Raw genomic sequence first — 17,427 nt, 5'->3', positions numbered from 1 at the left:
TGTCGAAGGGAGCCGGGCATGCATACCCCCTGGATCGAGCGGTGCACCGTTCAGCGTGTCTCGTTGCGCGACGGATTGGTGCTCGACCTCGACGATTACAACGAATTGGTGATCGCCACCCCGATCCGGCTGACCCTGCCGCCGATCGGATCGTCTTATCCCGAAGAGCAGGTCCTCATCGACCCGGGCAACGTCTCGGTCCAGCAGCGTCCGTTGCTGGACCTGGCCGGCGCGGTGTGCACGGGGGCGTGGTGCGACGAGGGCGGCGGGTTGCACCTGGGTTTTTCCCGCGGGCATCGCATCGATGTCGCCCCCCAGGAGGCCGCGACCTCCTGGGAGCTCTACGGCAAACGCCACGGCTACATGGCATGCCTGCCCCGCGGGCGGGTGCGGGTGGTGCGCCACGACCTGCCCGACGACGAATCTGAGGACACCGCAAGTTAATTCACCCCCCACCGCGCCCAGCCGCAACCATGGCCCGAAAGGTCGGCGCGGCCCTTCCGATCCTCGTGTGGGACTATTAGTATCGTAGCGATACCGATAGTTTCGTTTCTTGGGAGGCGTGGGGATGGGCGATCGAACCGGAGATGCTGGGCCTTCCCGTGGCCGGCGCGGCGTCGATCTGTCCGGATCTTCGGAATACAGCGCCCGGTTGGGTCGGCTCGCGGCGTTCACGGTGGGCCACAAGGCATTGGTGATCGGTGGATGGATCGCGGCCGCGGTGGTGCTGGCGCTGCTGTTCCCGCAGCTGGAGACGGTGGTGCGCCAACAGTCGGTCGATCTGATCCCGCGTGATGTGCCCTCGTTTCAGACCGTGGACCGCATGAGTGAGGCGTTCGGTGAGCAGGGCTCCAAGACGATGCTGTTCGTCGCGATGCAAGACCCGGCCGGTCTGACCCCCGATAATCAGCTGCGCTATCAGGATCTGGTGGGGCGGTTGCGCGCCGATCACGACCATGTCCTGCTGGTCCAGGATCTGCTGGCCGACCCGGTCACCAGAACCCAGGCGGTCAGCGGTGACGGCAAGGCCTGGTATCTGCCGGTCGGGGTGGCCGGCACGCTCGGTGATCCCACCGCGGCCGAATCCGTGCAAGCCGTGCGCGATCTCACCGACACGGCATTCGCCAACACGTCCACCACGGCCTATGTGACAGGGCCACCGGCCACGTTCGCCGATCAGATCGCCTCAGCCGAGCACGACCTGGTGTTCATTTCGATCGCCACCGCCGGGCTGATCGCGCTGATCCTGCTGATCGTGTACCGGTCGGTGTTCACCGCGCTGCTGCCGCTGCTGGTGATCGGGATCAGCCTGGCCGTCGGGCGTGGGGTGCTCTCTGCCCTGGGGGAAATCGGCATGCCGGTCTCGCAGTTCACCGTGGCGTTCATGACCGCGATCCTGCTCGGCGCCGGCACCGACTACACCGTGTTTCTGATCAGCCGCTACCACGAACAACGCCGCGCCCAGGTGCCCGCCGAGCAGGCGGTCATCGCGGCCACCGCCAGCATCGGCCGAGTCATCCTGGCCTCGGCGGGCACCGTGGCCCTGGCCTTTCTGGCCATGGTGTTCGCCACCTTGAGTGTGTTCGCCGGCCTCGGTCCGGCCTGCGCGGTCGCCGTGGCAGTCGGATTCGCCGCCACCGTGACCCTGCTGCCGCCGGTGCTGGCGCTGGCGGCCACCCGCGGCATCGGCGAACCCAAACCCGACCGCACCCGCCGCTACTGGAACAGCGTGGCCGTGGCCGTGGTGCGTCGCCCGGTGCCGCTGCTGGTCATCAGCCTGACCATCCTGGTGGCACTGTCAGCGGCCGCGGCGACCATGACCATCAGCTACGACGACCGCCAAGGACAACCCCCCACCACCGCCAGCAACCAGGGCTATCAGCTGCTGGACCGCCATTTCCCCAAAGACGTCGTCATCACCGAATTCCTCGTCGTGGAAAACCCGACCGACATGCGCACCGGCAAAGGCCTGGCCGACCTCGACGAGATGGCCTCACGCATCGCCCAAATCCCGGCCGTGACACGTGTTTCCGGGATCACCCGACCGGCCGGGCAACGCCTCGACCAAGCCCAACTGTCCTGGCAGAACGGACAAATCGGCGACAAGATGGCCGACTCGGTCGCCCAGGGCAACGACCGGCGCACCGACCTGGACAAGCTCACCCACGGCGCCGACCAACTCGCCGACGGCCTGGCCCAACTCGACACCACCGTGCGCACCGCGCTCACCCCCCTGGGCGGTGTACTCACCCAAGCCGGCGCCGCCGGTGAGAACATGCAGCGCTTCGGCCCGCTGCTGCAACAACTCTCAGCCACCGCACCCGAGGTCGACACCGCCATCCAAGCCGGCCCCGGCATCCGACCCCTGGCCGAACGCGCCCAGACCGCCATCGCCGCCCTCGACCCGCTCGTCACCGCACTCAACACCTCACCGTGGTGTATCACCACCCCGCAATGCACCCAGATCCGCGACCAGGTCAGTATCCTGACCACCCTGCGCGACAACGGATTCTTCACCCAACTCGCCACCCTGGGCGACCAGTACAACCCGGCCACCAACGCCACCGTCACCGGCACCCTCACCGAAGTGCAACACACCGTGGCCACCATGAACAACGCCTTCAAAACCCTCGGCAACCCCGAAAACCTGACCGCCAACATCGGCCGACTCCAACACGGCATCAGCCAACTGGCCTCCGGCGCACGCGCCCTGGCCACCGGCGTGCACACCCTGGCCGACAGCAACATCCAAATGCTGTCCGGGATGAGTCAAATCGCGGCCCAACTGCAAAACTCCGCCCGCGCCACCGCCGGATCCGATGCCGCCACCGGCTTCTACCTGCCCCCCGAAGCCTTCGACAACCGCCAATTCGCCGACGTCGCCAAACACTTCCTCTCACCCGACGGCAAAACCGCCCGCTTCGCCATCGACACCAACACCGACCCCTACAGCGGCGAGGCGATGAACCTGGCCCGCCAGATCACCGACGTCGCCAACACCGCACGCCCCAACACCTCCCTGGACCACGCCACCGTCTCGGTCGCCGGATTCCCCGCCGTCAACTCCGACATCCAACGCCTGCTCTCATCCGACTTCACCCAACTGGCCATCGCCACCCTGGTCATTGTCGGACTCATCCTCATCGCCCTGCTACGCGCCCTGATCGCCCCGCTATATCTGCTGGGCACCGTCGTGCTGAACTACCTGGCCTCACTCGGTATCGGAGTCATCGTCTTCCAATGGATCCTCGGCCACCAAATCGCTTGGCCCGTACCACTACTAGCGTTCATCATCCTCGTCGCCGTCGGCGCCGACTACAACATGCTGCTCGTATCCCGACTCCGCGAAGAATCCACCCACAACATCCGCGTCGGCGTGCTGCGCACCGTAGCCACCACCGGCTCAGTCATCACCTCCGCCGGCCTCATCTTCGCAGCCAGCATGTTCGGCCTGATGATCGGATCGGTAGCCATCATGATCCAAACCGGACTCATCATCGGCTGCGGACTACTGCTGGACACCTTCCTCGTACGCACCCTCACCGTCCCAGCCATCGCCACCCTGCTCCGCCAAGCCAGCTGGTGGCCACAACGCCCCACCACACCCACAACACACCCCACACCAACACCACAACCAGCCACCGCCACAACCTGACAGCGCTAAGAAATTTCAACCACAGTCACACGCGGCATTCCCGATTCACACCGATCCGCCAAAACCCGCCCCGCAGAGCGCAGATCATCGAGTACAGCACTACAGATAAGCATGTCGCCCACGGTCGCAAACACCATCCCGATCACCGTCAGCGACAGTCGAGGACACCCGCAACCGACCTACAGATAAGACGGCCGCCGCGAGCTGGCTGGACAGCGCCTCGCGGTTGAGGCCACCGAGCGCGGCGAGAGCCTCCAGCCGTGCGGGCACCTCGGCGGGGCTGTTGGCGTGCACCGTGCCCGCGCCGCCGTCGTGGCCGGTGTTGAGCGCCGCGAGCAGGTCGACCACTTCGGCGCCGCGGACTTCGCCGACCACGATGCGGTCGGGCCGCATCCGCAAGGCCTGGCGCACCAGATCCCGCACCGTGACCTCGCCGACGCCTTCGACGTTGGCGCTGCGGGCCACCAACCGCACCAGGTGCGGATGCGGTGGGGCGAGTTCGGCAGCGTCCTCGACGCAGATGATGCGCTCGTGGGCGGCGACCGCGCCGAGGGCCGCGGTCAACAGCGTGGTCTTTACGGCACCATATTTATGACACACTGGATGGCATGAGTAAGAACGTGGTTCCAGCCGCTATCTACGTGCGCATATCCCAGGACCGCACCGGCGCTGGCCTCGGTGTGGACCGCCAAGAGCAGGACTGCCGCAAGCTCGCCGAAACACTCGGCTGGCACGTCGTCCAAGTGTTCTGCGACAACGACATCTCCGCTTACTCCGGCAAGCGCCGACCGCAGTACGAGGCACTGCTGAACGCCATCGAGTCGGGTGCGGTCAAAGGAGTGCTGGCATGGCACCCCGACCGGCTACACCGGTCGGTGCTGGAGCTGGAGCACTACGTAGCAGTCAGCCGTAAGCACGGCATCGATACACACACCGTGCAAGCGGGCCATTGGGACTTGTCAACCCCGTCAGGTCGAGCGATCGCGATCACCTTGTCCGCGTGGGGTCAACACGAGTCCGAGCACAAGGGCGAACGCATCCGGCGCGCACGCCAGCAACAGGCCAAAGCTGGCGGCTTCCACGGCGGCATACGGCCGTTCGGGTTCGAGCCTGACGGCATCACTATCCGAGCCGACGAAGCTGCCGAGCTGGCGAAGGCTGTGGAGCAGATCGTCTCCGGAGTGAGCCTGCGCGCCATCGTGCGGGACTTTAACGCCCGCGGTGTCCCCACAGTGACGGGTCGGGCACGGTGGACCGCCGTCGCACTATCGGACACCATCCGACGCCCGCGCACGGCTGGCTTGTCGTCGTACAAGGGTGAGATCGTCGGCAAGGCGCAGTGGCCCGCCATCGTGCCCGAGGAAACGTGGCGGGCAGCGTGCGCGATCCTGACCGACCCAGCGCGGCGCACCAACGCGGGGCGTGGCCCTGGTGTGCGATGGCTCGGCTCAGGGCTCTACCACTGTGGTGTCTGCGGTGAGGCCGAGTTGCGGGTGTCCTCCAGCACCGCGAAGCGTCGCGCGTATCGCTGCCGCAGCCGTGACCGGAAAGATAGTGGTGGGCATGTGAGCCGGGAAGCGACCGCGCTGGACGGGTTCGTGGAAGCAGTGATGGTGGAGCGGCTGTCTCGTCCCGGTCTCGTGCATGAGGCCATCGCCGAGGAAAGCACCACGAACGTGGTGGAGCTGCGCGCCGAGGCCGATGCGCTGCGCCTGCGGCAGGAGCAGCTTGCGGAGGCGTTCGCCGAAGGCGACATCACGCGGGCAGCGTTGACGGCTGGGTCCAAGCGCATCGAAGAACGCGCAGCGCAGGTCGCTGCTCAGCTGGCCATGATCGGCGGCAAGTCGCCGTTGGATGCCCTCGCGCACGCGGAGCCCGCCGATATGGCGGCAGCGTGGGCGGCACTCACGCTGGGCCAGAAACGGGCGATCATCGATTATCTGTGCACCGTGACGGTGCTTCCGCTGGGCCGGTCACGCGGACATTTGGGGTTCGACCCGGCTGGTGTCCGCATCGATTGGAAGCGTTAGCGGCACCCGCATTATCTGCGCGATCCGCTGCACGGTCTCAGCGGTGAGCGGTGGCGCGGCGTCCACGACAGCGCGCACGGCAGCGGCAATGTCGCTGCGTTCGGCGGCTGGTCTTCCCATGTGGGCGAAGGTACTCACCTAACGCGTCAGACTGACGTGGGTCTATTCCGCTTTATGCCAACGTATTTCACACAATGGCAAACGTTGACTCAGCCGGAGGCAGCTGGTCACGGCTCTCTGCGTGTCATCGTGTAACGGATTGCCGCTGAAACTCAGTGCGCGACACGCTGATACAGAACCTGGCACGACACGCCGGAGGAATATCGGTTGCCCAGGTGAACTAGTGCTGACATGCGGTTATGCCTGGAGGTTGCCGACAAGCACCTATCTCAAGTGCCAGCACTGTCGCGAATTGTCCAGGTACCCAGCAGATCACCAACATCAGGCGCCCTGTACTGAGTGCTGTACTTGCTGCATGGAGACGCACGCAACCACTACGCCACCCCTGGTGATGCGCACCGTTAGCGAAGCCGCAGCAGTGGCCGGGATCAGCAAGCGCCACTTGGAAGACCAGATCAGCGAGGGCAACGGGCCAGCCGTGACCCGTATCGGTCGCCGGGTACTCATCCGCGACGACCGGCTACAGGACTGGATCGACCAAAGGACTGAGACCGTGGACCGACCGCCCACCCCGGCACAGCGCAGAGCCGCCCAACGGACGGTCGCAGACTTCGTTGACGCCATGGCGGCAGGTGATCACGCGCAGGCCGACAAGCTCATTCCCGTCGTCGCAGGGAATGTGTTGGCGCTGGAGGCAATCGGGATCGCAGTTCGAGCTTTGCGCCCGTCCGGTCGGGGTGCCGAACTGTGGGAACAACTCCGAACCGAGATCCAGTCCTGAGTACGCGAATCGGCCCGCGCCTGGGGGTTTACGCGGGCCGATTCTCAACGATTCCGACGACCGAACGGAACGCAACCATGATAGATCGAGCCAGCGACAGGCCAACGGGGCGCGTCGACAAATTCGACTGGTTTATGGCGGTCCAGGCAGATACCCGGCTGTCGGCTGCGGATAAATACGTGTTGCAGAACATGGCCGTTACTTACGTGAACCACCGCAGGCGCGAGGGTGTGCTCTACGTGCGACAGTCCGTAATGGCCGAGCGGTTCAAGGTGGGGCTACGCACGGTAGAGCGCGCCATCTCCAAAGCGAAGCAGTTGGGTTATCTCGTTGTCGACGTACCCCGGAAGCGTGGCCCCGGCCACCACGGACCGGATAAGTACCGGCTGGCGATCCCAGAATTACCCGCCAATCTGGCGGGTCATAGTCCGGTGAATGTGACAATGGTTGACAATGAGCAGCTGTCCGATGCCACAATTACCCGCCAAATAGGCGGGTCATACCCCGAGTTACCCGCCAAATTGGCGGTAATTACCCGCCAAATAGGCGGTAATGACCCGCCTGGAGAAAATTCTCTACCTGCGAAAACACCTACCCCCACGGGTGAAAGAACGGGTGAATACACGGGTGAAAGAACTACAACGGGTGATAGGGCGTTTTCTGCCGAAAACGCACCCAACGACGAGATGAACACACGTCTTGCTGATCATGGGTTCGAACAAGAGAACGCTCCGCTTCGCTCCGCGAGCCTGGACGAGAAGCAGGAACTTGCTCTCGATGCGGAAGTCCTGTGCCGCACGTGCTCCGAAGAACCCGCACACCCGTTCTCAAGTGACGGCTTATGTCCGAGATGTCATGCCGATGCCGAAGCGGATCGAAAGTTCGCAAGCTCTGTTGAGGAGATGCTCGGGTGAGGCTGGCTGTGCAGCAGACGTCTACCAGATTGTTTATCTCTGGGCCCGATTCGGACGTGCTGAGACAAATGGCGCGTCGGCAGGGTGGTTATGCCGGAAAGCAGTTCCCAATCGCTCTACGGGCCGCACAGCGATTTTTCAGCCATGCGCCCAACAGAACTACTGCGCAAACACGCACCACACGAACGGGTTCGCGGTGAACGGGCGGCGCAGTGTTTGTATGGCGCTCGCGTGGCACGTGTCTCCGCGTGAGCGCATCGGTTATCGCGCCGCGCACCGCCGTGTCCGCGCCCAGCGTGGTCCCGCCAGCGACTACCGGTGCGTGTCTTGTGGACGACCGGCTGTGCACTGGAGCTACAGCCACGACGACCCCGATGAGCAGCTCGAAGACGGGTCGCCTTACTCTGCCGACCCGGCGCATTACCGGCCACGCTGCGCGAAGTGCCATCGGGTGTTTGACGCCGCGCACGCGCAGGGACGAGTTCTTCGCAGGCACCGAACCGCCTTCCACCGGCTGTCGTCGTGGTCCACCGGCAGGCATCACTGCCCCGGCTGCGCGCACATGTGCCGCGTGCACCCGTGCTTTCCGGGCTGCGGTTCGCCCTGGGCGGCTGGGCGGCAATCACTTCCACGGCAAGCACCGAGCAATCCTCGTGCGCAAATGTCGCACTGAGTCTGTCGTGGTCGAACGGCACCATGAAAGCCGGGAGGTAAGCACGCATGACCTGCGAACCGAATTGGCGCACTCGCCCACCATCGGATGCGTGGCGGGACACCATCACTGCCGCCGAGTACGCAGCGCACGACGACCCAGCCCGCTGCTGCGCCACCATAACCGGAAGCACCTGCAATCCCGGCTGGCTGGTCATCTCCGGCGCGGTATTGCTCGCTGGTCTGCTGCGCGAAGGCGCATCCGCTGACGAACTGCGCTCAGAGGTTCTACGCGTCGCTGCCGCCACCGGGGCGACCGATTACACCACCGTGGCCGCGTTGGAGGCTGTAGCGCTCGCTGAGGCCATGCAGCGCGACGACTACGCGGCAGTCCGTGAACTGTGCCTCGGCTCGCAGGTCTCAGCGCATGATCTTGCGCATGCGGCGTGCGCAATCACCGGTCAGGCGATAGCGGCACTCGCGGTGGACATCTCTGGAGTGTTCGACCGGCTCCGCGAGTACGGGCACGGTGCAGCGTGAATAGCGCGCGCGTCACTCCGGGCGCCTTGGAGCTGTTGGTCAGAGTGCTGAAAAACGTTCCCCGATTGGACGGCGCGGCCTGCATCGGTGCGCGCATCCGCTTCTGGGAAGCCGAAATGACCGGCGCGCGGCACAGAATCGATGAGTGCGTGGCTGCATGCCGACGCTGCCCCGTGCTGGAGCGGTGCCGAAGTTGGGCAGCCACACAGCGTGACCTGACCGGGGTTTGGGCAGGCAAGTTTTATGGCCGCGACTATGTAGAGAAGGCCGAAACATGCAGCGAGACAGGATGACAAGACAATGACTGACATTGGCGCTCACCGACCGGGCGATCCGCGTGGCTGGCTGGTATTCGAGCAGCTGCCCGACGATATGCAGCGCGCCGAAGACAGCACGCAGCACAACGATTACGAGCAGAGGCACTGGCGCGCCAGCATGCACCGCGACCGACCCGCCACTGACACCGAACGCGCGCTACTCGCCCACCTGGGCTACGCGTTGCCCGGCGAGCTGACCACGCGCGTGCAGTGGCTCAGCAACGGGGTTCGTCGCCGCACTTGGCCACAACTGGAAGGACACACACCGTGACAGAGCAGGACAATACGAACAACAATGCAGGGCAGCAGGATTCAGCACCGGTTGTCCAGGCCGGCCACCCCTCACCTGCCAGCACCGACGAGGAACACCCGCCAGCTAGCGAAGCGGACACCGACCGCGACGACACCGACGACACCGACGACGGCAACGCAGACGGCAAGGGAAACCGAGAAGCCGCGAAGCTGCGCAAACGGGCTCAAAAGGCAGAAGCCGAACGGGACGAAGCGCGCACTCAACGCGACGCCGCGCAAGACATGCTGACCAAGACACGCCAGTCCATCGTGGACACCGCCGTGCACGCCGCCGGGGTAGACCCTCGACTCATTGCCGCAGCCGGTCACACCGTGGAGACACTCGTGGGCGAAGACGGGCTCATCGACCACGACAAGCTGTCAGCGGCAATCGCCGAGACCGCGCGAGAGTTCCGCGTCCCACCGAAGAGCCGCCCACCGCAGCCAAACAGACAGCAAGGCACCGGATCAGGGCAGCCACACGGGCAATCCTCGTGGTCATCAGCATTGAAAGCCGGTCGCGACTAGTACACTGGCGGCTGCTGATAGACGCAGCCCGTACGGGCCAGACGCCTACCGCATGCGGGCTTCCGTAGGGAGCGACCCGGCTTGATCCTGGAGGATCGCACCGGGCGAGTCATTCCCTCTCGGAAGCAATCCCATGCCTCTGCTCAGCAGCAACGGTGCCGCAATCCTGGCACCCGCAGATATCCAAGCACTCGTCATCAAACCGCTACTTGCGTCAGCCGTTGGTACACGAGTGTCCACCATTGTCCAAACCGGTTCGCATGCAACGCGATTCCCCGTCGTCGTCACCGACCCCACCACAGGCTGGACCGCCGAAGGCGCAGAGATCGCCGTCAGCGATCCCGATTTGGACGAGCTGGTTGTCACACCGTCCAAGCTTGCAGGACTCACTGTCGTCAGCAACGAGCTGATGAACGACAGCGACCCGTCCGCACTCGACGTAGTCGGTAGTGGTCTCGTGCGCGACCTCCAGACCCGCCTGGACAACGCCTACTTCGGAAACACCGTGCCCAACGGGCCGTCTGGTCTGGAATCACTGCCCAACGTGCAGGAGACCACCGTTTCGTTCGACGGCAGCCTGGACGTGTTCGCCGAAGGTATCTCCCTTGCCGAGAACGCCGGAGTGCTCGCCGTCAACCCGCTCGATGGCCTGCCCAACATGGCGTTCGTCGGCAACCCCACCGACGTGCTCTCGGTGTCCACCACCAAAGTCGCTGCCGACTCCAACCAACCGTTGCTCGGCCCCGATGCCACACAAGCGACCGGGCGCAGCATTCTCGGTGTCCCCGCCTACAGCTCACCAGCTGTCACACAGGGCGCGATGTGGCTGGTACCCCGCGACAAGGTGTTCGTGGTGCTGCGCGCCGACCCGCAAGTCATCGCCGACAGCTCGGCCTACTTCTCCAGCGACCGCACAGGTATCCGCTGCGTGCTGCGAGTCGGCTTCGGCTTCCCGCACGAACAAGCCATCGTGCGTGTCGGCAGGGTCTGCTGCACGAATAGGTGACATCTGAGTTGGCTTGCCCAGCATGGGCGGGCTGGAAGGATGTCCCCATGGCAAGGCCCTACCCCCGCGAGTTCCGCGACGACGTCGTCCGGGTCGCTCGCAACCGCGATGACGGTGTAACGATCGAGCAGATCGCCACCGATTTCGGAGTGCACCCGATGACGCTGCAGAAATGGCTCCGTCAGGCCGACATCGACGAAGGCACCAAGCCCGGCAAGAGCGCCAGCGAGTCCGGTGAGCTGCGCGAAGCCCGACGGCGGATCAAACTGCTAGAGCAAGAGAACGAGGTGCTGCGCCGGGCCGCAGCGTATTTATCGCAGGCCAATCTGCCGGGAAAAGGGTCTACCCGCTCGTGAAAGAGCTCGCCGCCGACGGATCCCCGTCGCGGTGACGTGCGGGTACTCAAGCTCTCCCGCCAACCGTATTACCGCTGGCTGGCCGACCCATCACCGAGGCCGAACTCATCGAGGCCTACCGCGCCAATGCGCTGTTCGACGCGCACGCAGACGATCCGGAGTTCGGCTACCGCTACCTCGTGGAGGAGGCGCGCGATGCCGGCGAGCCGATGGCCGAGCGCACCGCATGGCGGATCTGCTCGCAGAATCGACTGTGGAGCGTGTTTGGTAAGAAACGCGGCAAGAACGGCAAAGTCGGGCCGCCGGTGCACGACGATCTTGTCGAGCGTGACTTCACCGCTGAAGGGCCAAATCAGTTGTGGCTCAGTGACATCACTGAGCACCGCACCGGTGAGGGCAAGCTCTACCTCTGTGCGATTAAGGACGTGTTCTCCAACCGGATCGTCGGCTACAGCATCGACTCCCGAATGAAGTCACAACTGGCCATCCGGGCACTACACAGCGCGGTAGCCCGACGCGGAGATGTCGCGGGGTGCATTCTGCACTCGGATCGCGGATCTCAGTTCCGGTCAAGGAAATTCGTACACGCCTTGAATCAACACGAGATGGTCGGCTCTATGGGCCGTGTCGGAGCCGCCGGCGACAACGCCGCCATGGAGAGCTTCTTTAGCCTGCTGCAGAAGAACGTGCTCGACCGCCGCCGCTGGGACACCCGAGAACAACTCCGCATCGCGATCGTCACCTGGATCGAGCGCACCTACCACCGGCGCCGCCGCCAGTCCGGCCTCGGGCGGTTGACCCCGATCGAATTCGAAGCAATCATGACCACACCGGCCAGTCAGGCCGCGTGACCGAAACTGTCACCTGATCGTGCAGCAGACCCGCATGGAAGGCAGCTAGCAGCCCAGACTCACCGCTACCTGCGTGGCGCGAAGTCGTCCTGACTACTCCGAACGCCCACACAGTAGCGGTGCACCAAGCCACCACGGCCCGCGTATGCAAAGCCAACCGCCCGCGCGGGCCGTGGTGCCACCCGACAAAGTTTGCTGGCCACCATGCCACCACAACCAACAGTCGAACCGCTCCACAACAGCAGCACGCAGAACATAGCCAAAAACGCTGTGCCACACCATGGTTCGAGCATCGAAATCGGCTGTTACACAGCCACTTTCGGCACTTTCAAACAAGGGCCATCGCACCAATATAAGTTTGCCGAGTGACAGTTATCGGCCACGTTTCCGCAGGTCACGGCCTTGCCCTGGGGGGATACCCCTTTGCCGCCCTTCGAGTCGCGAGCGCTAGGCGCGCTCGGTGGCATTCCGCGCAGTGCGTCGGAATTCCCAGGTCAGGCCGTTTTCGACCCGGGCGGGCACCCGCTGGCCATGTGTTTGCTGGAAACGAATTGCGTTGCCCTGGAACAACTCTCGCTACCTGCGACGATACCACGAATATTGCTGACAGCAAACGGCTTTCGCGATGGCTGGCGTGTGCTGGAATCGTGTTGCGTGGCAACGTTTGTCAACGTATCGCGTAACACTGAACATCATTGTCTACCAACATTTTTAGTGACATCGCTCGGTCGTACACTCGTTGCTATGGCGAAGCGGACCGCTGGGCAGAGGCTGCGGGCGAAGATGAATGCCGCGCTGCGGGCGACCGGCATCGCGGGCGCGGAGTTCGATGAGTATGAGCTGGAAGCTCTGGACGCGGCGTGCGCGGTTGCGGATCGCGCCGAGCAGCTGCAGGCGATGTATGACGCCGAGCTTGCCAAGGGTGATGAGGCGAAGGCGACGACGCTGGTCAGGCTGAGCGCAGAGGCCAGGCATTGCGAGCGGCAGTCCCTGCAGCTGCTGGACCGGGTGCGGGTGACGCCGGAGCCGCCGAAGAGTGCCAGACATCAGCGGGCGGCTAATGCGCGGTGGGGTCGCCGTGATCGGTTGAATCAGCCCGTGGTGGACGGGCATGTGGTGCGGTTGGAGGGTTCGCGGTGAGGCAGAACCTGGCGAGAGCATCGGCTGCTGGCAGCCGCAGTGGTATGGGTCCGGTGTATCGGCGCTTGTTGGATCGTGAGCGGTTCTTGCAGAAGCGGTTCGGGGTGGTGGGCGCTATGCGCCGTCCCCGGCATTTGTTGGATGCTCTGGAGGCTGGGGAGACGGTGAGGGTGCCGTGGTGGAAGGTGCCGTCAGGGTTCCTGCCATCCGATCACGGGGAGACTGTGGTGGTCACCCCCGACATGTAGTGGGTTGCGCGGCTGTCTCTGCGCGTTCGTCCAGGAGCCCGTCCACGAGTGCCGCCGGGGGTAGTGGGCCACCGTGTTCTTTGACGTGGCGGCGCACCGCAGCGAGTAGACGCAACTCGGCGTCAATGGTGGCGATGTCTCGGCGGTTCACCTGTCAAGTATCACCCTGCCGATGGGAGCCGAACTGCGGGAATTCTCGGCGACACTCTCCACCTGTCGGGTCGGCGACAGCGGGCATTCGCCTGCGATATCCCTTTGGCTCATCAGGACGGCTCGGGCCGATACTTTTCGAACTCGTGCAGGGGTGGGGTTGGTAGGCCTACGCGCATGGTGAATGAAGCGTAATGCTGGCTCAAGTGCTCCCGAAAGGGTGAGGCAAGTGACACAAAGCCGCTGTCTGCAGTGCACACCCGGTGTTTGAAGATCGTGTGTAACTCACGGAAGTTCACAATGAGATAGTCGGTTATTCCGAGAAGAGCGCACGGTGGCAGTAGCATGTCCGACACCGCGGTATTTCTAATTAGGCTTCTTTTGTAACTGTCTTTTGCGGATTCGGTGCCTGCTCGCTCTTTCACCATGTCGGAGTATTGCTGAACCTCTGCGACGAGAAGTTGTCGCTGTGATTGTTTTGCGATGTCGCATGACTGGGTAAGGACGATGACATCAAGCTCTTGAGGCCGAACCTCCGGGGCTTCGTCTGTTGATTCCGCAGTCTCCTCGTAGACGCGGACTGCGCGAAGGACTGTGCCCTGAAGCAGTTCCGACGTCTGCTCGTAGTATTGGGCGTGCTTCGAAGCGATGTCTTCTGTCTCCGCCATTGCCAGCTAGGGTTCCCAAGTTTCTGCGTCATCGTCGGAGTAGCGCCGTGACACCGACCTGCCATGGATATTGATGCTGACTCCGACATCTAGATACGTGCGCGACCGCGGGGTGTAATCAACGTCGGCATATGTGACGCTCTCCAAGTCATCCTCACCGTCGTCACATCTGTGCTCCAAGAAAGAATCCGACGATGGATGCATGAACCCGTACACGTCGCGATACAGCGCTGAGAGCGATTCGAAGGCGCGGTCGAAACCAGGAAGCGGGACACTTCGGAAGTCGCAGCGCCCAAGCACATTTCCCACCGTGTGCCACCGAACATTGATGTGCTCCAAAAGTCCAGGTGGAAGTGCTGGAAGGGCAGGCGCCGCCAGTGTTTCACTCACAATTTCGGCGGCTCTCCGCTGCAGCCCCCACACCCAAAGCGAGGTGGTGTGTGCGTGGGATGCGTGGATTACTCCGGTCGTATCAGCCGGGCTATCGAACTCATCGAGGAAGGTCAATGCATCCAAGTACGTAGGCTGCGCCTCGCGAGTCGGAGTGTCGTCAGCCGCGAACGCATCGTGACGCTTAGCGATCGTTGCCATAGAACAGCTCTCTTGTCTTTGCGGTAATACTGGACTCGAATTCGCGGTTTTCTAGCACGTGCAGCTTCTCGGCCACACTGAGCAGATCATCCGCTTGCGCATCAGGCTGCACCGGCTGTACCAGCTCAATGTCGAGTACGAAGGACGATTCATGCTCAGTTTGGTCGTCGGCACTCGCGAATGTGATGGTGGTTTGTACTGATGTGTCGGGGACAAAAGTTCTCGACCTTGCGACGAGCTGCTGCAATAGCGCCCCCTCTTGGTGCGACTTAAAAATCGGCACGTTAAAGTAATCATCGAGGTCGAATCGACTCTCTGGGATGACTACTCGGTTGATGTACCGAATACTCACCGATTCGGGCACGAAACTAGCGATGGTCGTACTAAACGCATCAATAGCCTTTGCGAAGCGGGCCGCTAGACTTGGCCACTTTTCGTATGGTGCCAATCCGTTCACGCTCAGGCAAGACCCGTTGGTCACGACGCGGCGGTTCTGGTCGGAATTCGAGAAGACGTACCGCGGCGCCTGCTGATTTACTCTGACCTCATTTTGACCTTGCGTTTGACCAAATGAGGCCTCTACGCCACCACCGAGGGCATTGGGCTCGGACGGGTACTCATCTCTGATCGCTGTCCACAGCAGGCCGGGAGACGCTACAGACCACGGCACCGCATCAGCGAAAGTCACCTGACAAACGACCTCCACTATTGGCGGGTTCGGATACTCAGTCCGTCCAGGCCCAGCGTCTGCCACCCTATCCCTTCCATCGCTCTGACCCACGAAGGTTAACCAAAGCTACTCGCGGTCCCCTCTTAACGTCTGCGACTCGTGTTATACGGCGCGTCGCTATTTATTAGCGTAACGACTGGTCGCCACCAGTCGTTCCCTCCGCTGCCGTGTCTTTAGTGTGATGCCGTGTTGCCTGCCCCGGTGCCGCCCGAGATGAGAAATGCCAGCCTGGCGCGGATGATCTCGCGAAGGAGTGCGGCGGCATCCGGCGCGATGGCCCCGGATGCGGTGAGCGCGGCCAGGTCTTGTGTCGCGGGCCGCAGCACGCGCAGCGACAGGCAGGTACCGCCGGCCGCCACCGGTGGCAGCACGGCGTGCAGGCGCACAGTGACCGCACCGAGACCGGTGAGCTGGCCGTCGACCCATGGTTGGGCCTCGTCGAGGCGGCGGCCGGCCAGCAGCGCGAACCGCTGCGCGAGCCGGCGCACCGCGGCCTCGTCCGGGAAACGAACAGCGCTGCGTCGCAGGCCGGCACCGTCGTCCACCCACACCGCGTCGGGCGCGGTGACCAACACGTCGGTGGTGCCGTCCGCGCACAGCAGCGGTTCGAGGATCCCGGCGCCCGTCAGCTCGGTCTGCAGCACGCGAAGGTTGTCGAGCACTTCGGTGTCGCCGAGCAGGCCGCCGGATTCAGCCCGGATCGCCGCCGCGACGGCGCCCGGATTCAGCGGCGCGGCCTCGGCCACGAGCCGTTCCCGCACGCGCTCGATCAGTGACCCGCTCATGCCGCCACCAGCCCGCCATGCCCGTCGAGGACCGCGAGCACCCGGCGCGCGGACGATGCGAGCGGGGACCGGCGCCGCACCCGCAGCCCGCCGCGTTCCAGAACGTCGGCGATGCCCGGTTGCGGCCGCATCGCCACCAGAAGCGGTAGGTCGACGATGTGGGCCACCTCGGCGGCGCGCAGCCCGCCGGGCGCCGGGCCGCGTACCACCAACCCGGCGTTGGGATTACAGCTCGTGACCCATGGCCGGGCAGCGGCCGCCGCGGCGCACGACCGCACATCGGCCGGGGTCACCACGACGACGAGATCGGCTGTCTCGATCGCGATCTCGGCCGCCGTGGTGCAGCGCCGCGGAACGTCGCACACCACCGTCGCGCCGCCCCGACAGCCCGCGTCGAGCACCGCGCCGAGCGGGCCTGCGTCGATGTCGGCGGCGACCCGGCCGCTGGACAGCACGCTCACCCCGTGCCGGTGCGGCAGGGCGTCCCGCAGCGCGGGGTAGGCGAGCCTGCCGCCCTGCAGTGCGAGATCGGGCCACCGCAGCCCTGGCTCGTCCTCGCACCCCATGACCAGGTCGATGCCACCGCTCCACGGATCGGCGTCGACCAGCAGCGCCTCACCCGCGCACTGCGCGAGCGCGGCCGCGAACACCGAAGCCCCGGCGCCGCCCCTGGCCCCGACGACCGCGATCACGGGCCCGCGCCGCGCGTCGTCCGGGAGCGCGGCGTCGGACAACACGGCCACCAGGTCGGCACCCTGCGCCGGCAGCGTCACCACGTGCTGCGCGCCGATGGCGACCGCGGCCTGCCAGTCCGCAGGCCCCGGGGCGGCGTGCCCGACGAGGATCACCCGGTCGCGGCGCGGTAGTGCCCGCTCGACACACCTCCTGGCAGCGGACGCGTCCAGCACCACGGCGGCGGCTCCCGCCCACACCTTGCGGCTGGACGGCTCGTCGACATGCACCACCCGAACACCGGCGGCCGCGGCCACGCGCGCCACGTCGTCGAGTAGGGGCGCCTCGCCGATGAGGGCGAGGACCGCATTGGGCGTAACGGCCATGTGCCAACCCTGCGGCC

At 64.5% G+C, this 17,427-nt stretch carries 14 protein-coding genes and 3 pseudogenes; 12 read left to right on the top strand and 5 right to left on the bottom strand.

All coding sequences use genetic code 11. The features are described 5' to 3' along the window. Nucleotides 1-18 precede the first annotated feature (18 nt). Both G6N67_RS15890 and G6N67_RS15885 read left to right on the top strand, forming a co-directional pair. Nucleotides 19-444 (top strand): DUF6188 family protein, encoded by a 426-nt coding sequence (locus G6N67_RS15890; RefSeq protein ID WP_003882618.1) that lies wholly within the window; start codon nt 19-21, stop codon nt 442-444. 124 nt (nt 445-568) lie between these two features. Continuing rightward, the gene (locus tag G6N67_RS15885; RefSeq protein ID WP_003882619.1) at nt 569-3,655 is read left to right on the top strand and encodes an MMPL/RND family transporter; all 3,087 of its coding nucleotides are present in this window, start codon (nt 569-571) and stop codon (nt 3,653-3,655) included. A gap of 99 nt (nt 3,656-3,754) precedes the next feature. On the opposite strand, the pseudogene G6N67_RS15880 reads toward G6N67_RS15885, so the two are convergent. After that, nucleotides 3,755-4,240 (bottom strand): annotated as a pseudogene (locus G6N67_RS15880) (ATPase, T2SS/T4P/T4SS family); the annotation flags it as partial. Nucleotides 4,241-4,263: 23 nt separating this feature from the next. On the opposite strand from G6N67_RS15880, the gene G6N67_RS15875 reads away from it, so the two are divergent. From G6N67_RS15875 to G6N67_RS15830, 10 genes and pseudogenes are all read left to right on the top strand, one after another. Further along, nucleotides 4,264-5,685 (top strand): recombinase family protein, encoded by a 1,422-nt coding sequence (locus tag G6N67_RS15875; RefSeq protein WP_036431902.1) that lies wholly within the window; start codon nt 4,264-4,266, stop codon nt 5,683-5,685. A gap of 475 nt (nt 5,686-6,160) precedes the next feature. Then, nucleotides 6,161-6,586 carry a helix-turn-helix transcriptional regulator gene (locus tag G6N67_RS15870; RefSeq protein WP_081812502.1) on the top strand — a complete coding sequence of 142 codons (426 nt, stop codon included), beginning with the start codon at nt 6,161-6,163 and terminating at the stop codon, nt 6,584-6,586. Nucleotides 6,587-6,663: 77 nt separating this feature from the next. Then, complete coding sequence (locus tag G6N67_RS15865; protein WP_131524661.1) at nt 6,664-7,500, top strand: helix-turn-helix domain-containing protein; 837 nt, start codon at nt 6,664-6,666, stop codon at nt 7,498-7,500. A gap of 720 nt (nt 7,501-8,220) precedes the next feature. Beyond that, entirely contained in the window at nt 8,221-8,691 is a 471-nt protein-coding gene (locus tag G6N67_RS15860; RefSeq protein ID WP_036431893.1) for a hypothetical protein, read from the top strand. Next, complete coding sequence (locus tag G6N67_RS39680; protein ID WP_407663361.1) at nt 8,598-8,984, top strand: WhiB family transcriptional regulator; 387 nt, start codon at nt 8,598-8,600, stop codon at nt 8,982-8,984. Before G6N67_RS15860 ends, G6N67_RS39680 begins: the two co-directional genes overlap by 94 nt. A gap of 7 nt (nt 8,985-8,991) precedes the next feature. Next, nucleotides 8,992-9,279: a hypothetical protein gene (locus tag G6N67_RS15850; protein WP_036431891.1), complete on the top strand. Its 288-nt coding sequence runs from the start codon at nt 8,992-8,994 to the stop codon at nt 9,277-9,279. Continuing rightward, on the top strand, nt 9,276-9,827 hold the full coding sequence (locus G6N67_RS15845; RefSeq protein WP_036431889.1) for a hypothetical protein: 552 nt from the start codon (nt 9,276-9,278) through the stop codon (nt 9,825-9,827). The genes G6N67_RS15850 and G6N67_RS15845 overlap by 4 nt, the downstream gene beginning before the upstream one ends. Nucleotides 9,828-9,960: 133 nt before the next feature. Continuing rightward, the gene (locus tag G6N67_RS15840) at nt 9,961-10,833 is read left to right on the top strand and encodes a phage major capsid protein (RefSeq protein WP_036431887.1); all 873 of its coding nucleotides are present in this window, start codon (nt 9,961-9,963) and stop codon (nt 10,831-10,833) included. A gap of 47 nt (nt 10,834-10,880) precedes the next feature. Next, nucleotides 10,881-12,040: pseudogene (locus tag G6N67_RS15835) on the top strand (IS3 family transposase). Between the two features lie 744 nt (nt 12,041-12,784). Beyond that, nucleotides 12,785-13,180 (top strand): hypothetical protein, encoded by a 396-nt coding sequence (locus G6N67_RS15830; protein ID WP_036431885.1) that lies wholly within the window; start codon nt 12,785-12,787, stop codon nt 13,178-13,180. Between the two features lie 511 nt (nt 13,181-13,691). Here the strand turns inward: G6N67_RS15830 and G6N67_RS15825 are convergent. The 4 genes and pseudogenes from G6N67_RS15825 to ssd all read right to left on the bottom strand — a co-directional run bounded on the left by G6N67_RS15825 (nt 13,692) and on the right by ssd (nt 17,410). After that, nucleotides 13,692-14,246: a hypothetical protein gene (locus G6N67_RS15825; protein ID WP_036431880.1), complete on the bottom strand. Its 555-nt coding sequence runs from the start codon at nt 14,244-14,246 to the stop codon at nt 13,692-13,694. A gap of 574 nt (nt 14,247-14,820) precedes the next feature. After that, the gene (locus G6N67_RS15820; protein WP_268951278.1) at nt 14,821-15,591 is read right to left on the bottom strand and encodes a TIGR04255 family protein; all 771 of its coding nucleotides are present in this window, start codon (nt 15,589-15,591) and stop codon (nt 14,821-14,823) included. 161 nt (nt 15,592-15,752) lie between these two features. Then, nucleotides 15,753-16,352 (bottom strand): annotated as a pseudogene (locus G6N67_RS15815) (ATPase, T2SS/T4P/T4SS family); the annotation flags it as partial. Continuing rightward, nucleotides 16,349-17,410: a septum site-determining protein Ssd gene (gene ssd, locus G6N67_RS15810; RefSeq protein WP_036431874.1), complete on the bottom strand. Its 1,062-nt coding sequence runs from the start codon at nt 17,408-17,410 to the stop codon at nt 16,349-16,351. The pseudogene G6N67_RS15815 and the gene ssd, both read right to left, overlap by 4 nt. Nucleotides 17,411-17,427: the final 17 nt, after the last annotated feature.

This window comes from Mycolicibacterium mageritense (genome assembly GCF_010727475.1).
Taxonomy (GTDB): Bacteria; Actinomycetota; Actinomycetes; order Mycobacteriales; family Mycobacteriaceae; genus Mycobacterium; species Mycobacterium mageritense.
This window is presented reverse-complemented; position numbering and strand designations above follow the sequence as displayed.

Excerpts from the sequence above, each read along its gene's own strand:
- G6N67_RS15890 (WP_003882618.1), top strand. The coding sequence starts at position 19 with ATGCATACCCCCTGGATCGAGCGGTGCACCGTTCAGCGTGTCTCGTTG.
- G6N67_RS15885 (WP_003882619.1), top strand. The coding sequence starts at position 569 with ATGGGCGATCGAACCGGAGATGCTGGGCCTTCCCGTGGCCGGCGCGGC.
- G6N67_RS15875 (WP_036431902.1), top strand. The coding sequence starts at position 4,264 with ATGAGTAAGAACGTGGTTCCAGCCGCTATCTACGTGCGCATATCCCAG.
- G6N67_RS15870 (WP_081812502.1), top strand. The coding sequence starts at position 6,161 with ATGGAGACGCACGCAACCACTACGCCACCCCTGGTGATGCGCACCGTT.
- G6N67_RS15865 (WP_131524661.1), top strand. The coding sequence starts at position 6,664 with ATGATAGATCGAGCCAGCGACAGGCCAACGGGGCGCGTCGACAAATTC.
- G6N67_RS15860 (WP_036431893.1), top strand. The coding sequence starts at position 8,221 with ATGACCTGCGAACCGAATTGGCGCACTCGCCCACCATCGGATGCGTGG.
- G6N67_RS15850 (WP_036431891.1), top strand. The coding sequence starts at position 8,992 with ATGACTGACATTGGCGCTCACCGACCGGGCGATCCGCGTGGCTGGCTG.
- G6N67_RS15840 (WP_036431887.1), top strand. The coding sequence starts at position 9,961 with ATGCCTCTGCTCAGCAGCAACGGTGCCGCAATCCTGGCACCCGCAGAT.
- G6N67_RS15830 (WP_036431885.1), top strand. The coding sequence starts at position 12,785 with ATGGCGAAGCGGACCGCTGGGCAGAGGCTGCGGGCGAAGATGAATGCC.
- G6N67_RS15825 (WP_036431880.1), bottom strand. The coding sequence starts at position 14,246 with ATGGCGGAGACAGAAGACATCGCTTCGAAGCACGCCCAATACTACGAG.
- ssd (WP_036431874.1), bottom strand. The coding sequence starts at position 17,410 with ATGGCCGTTACGCCCAATGCGGTCCTCGCCCTCATCGGCGAGGCGCCC.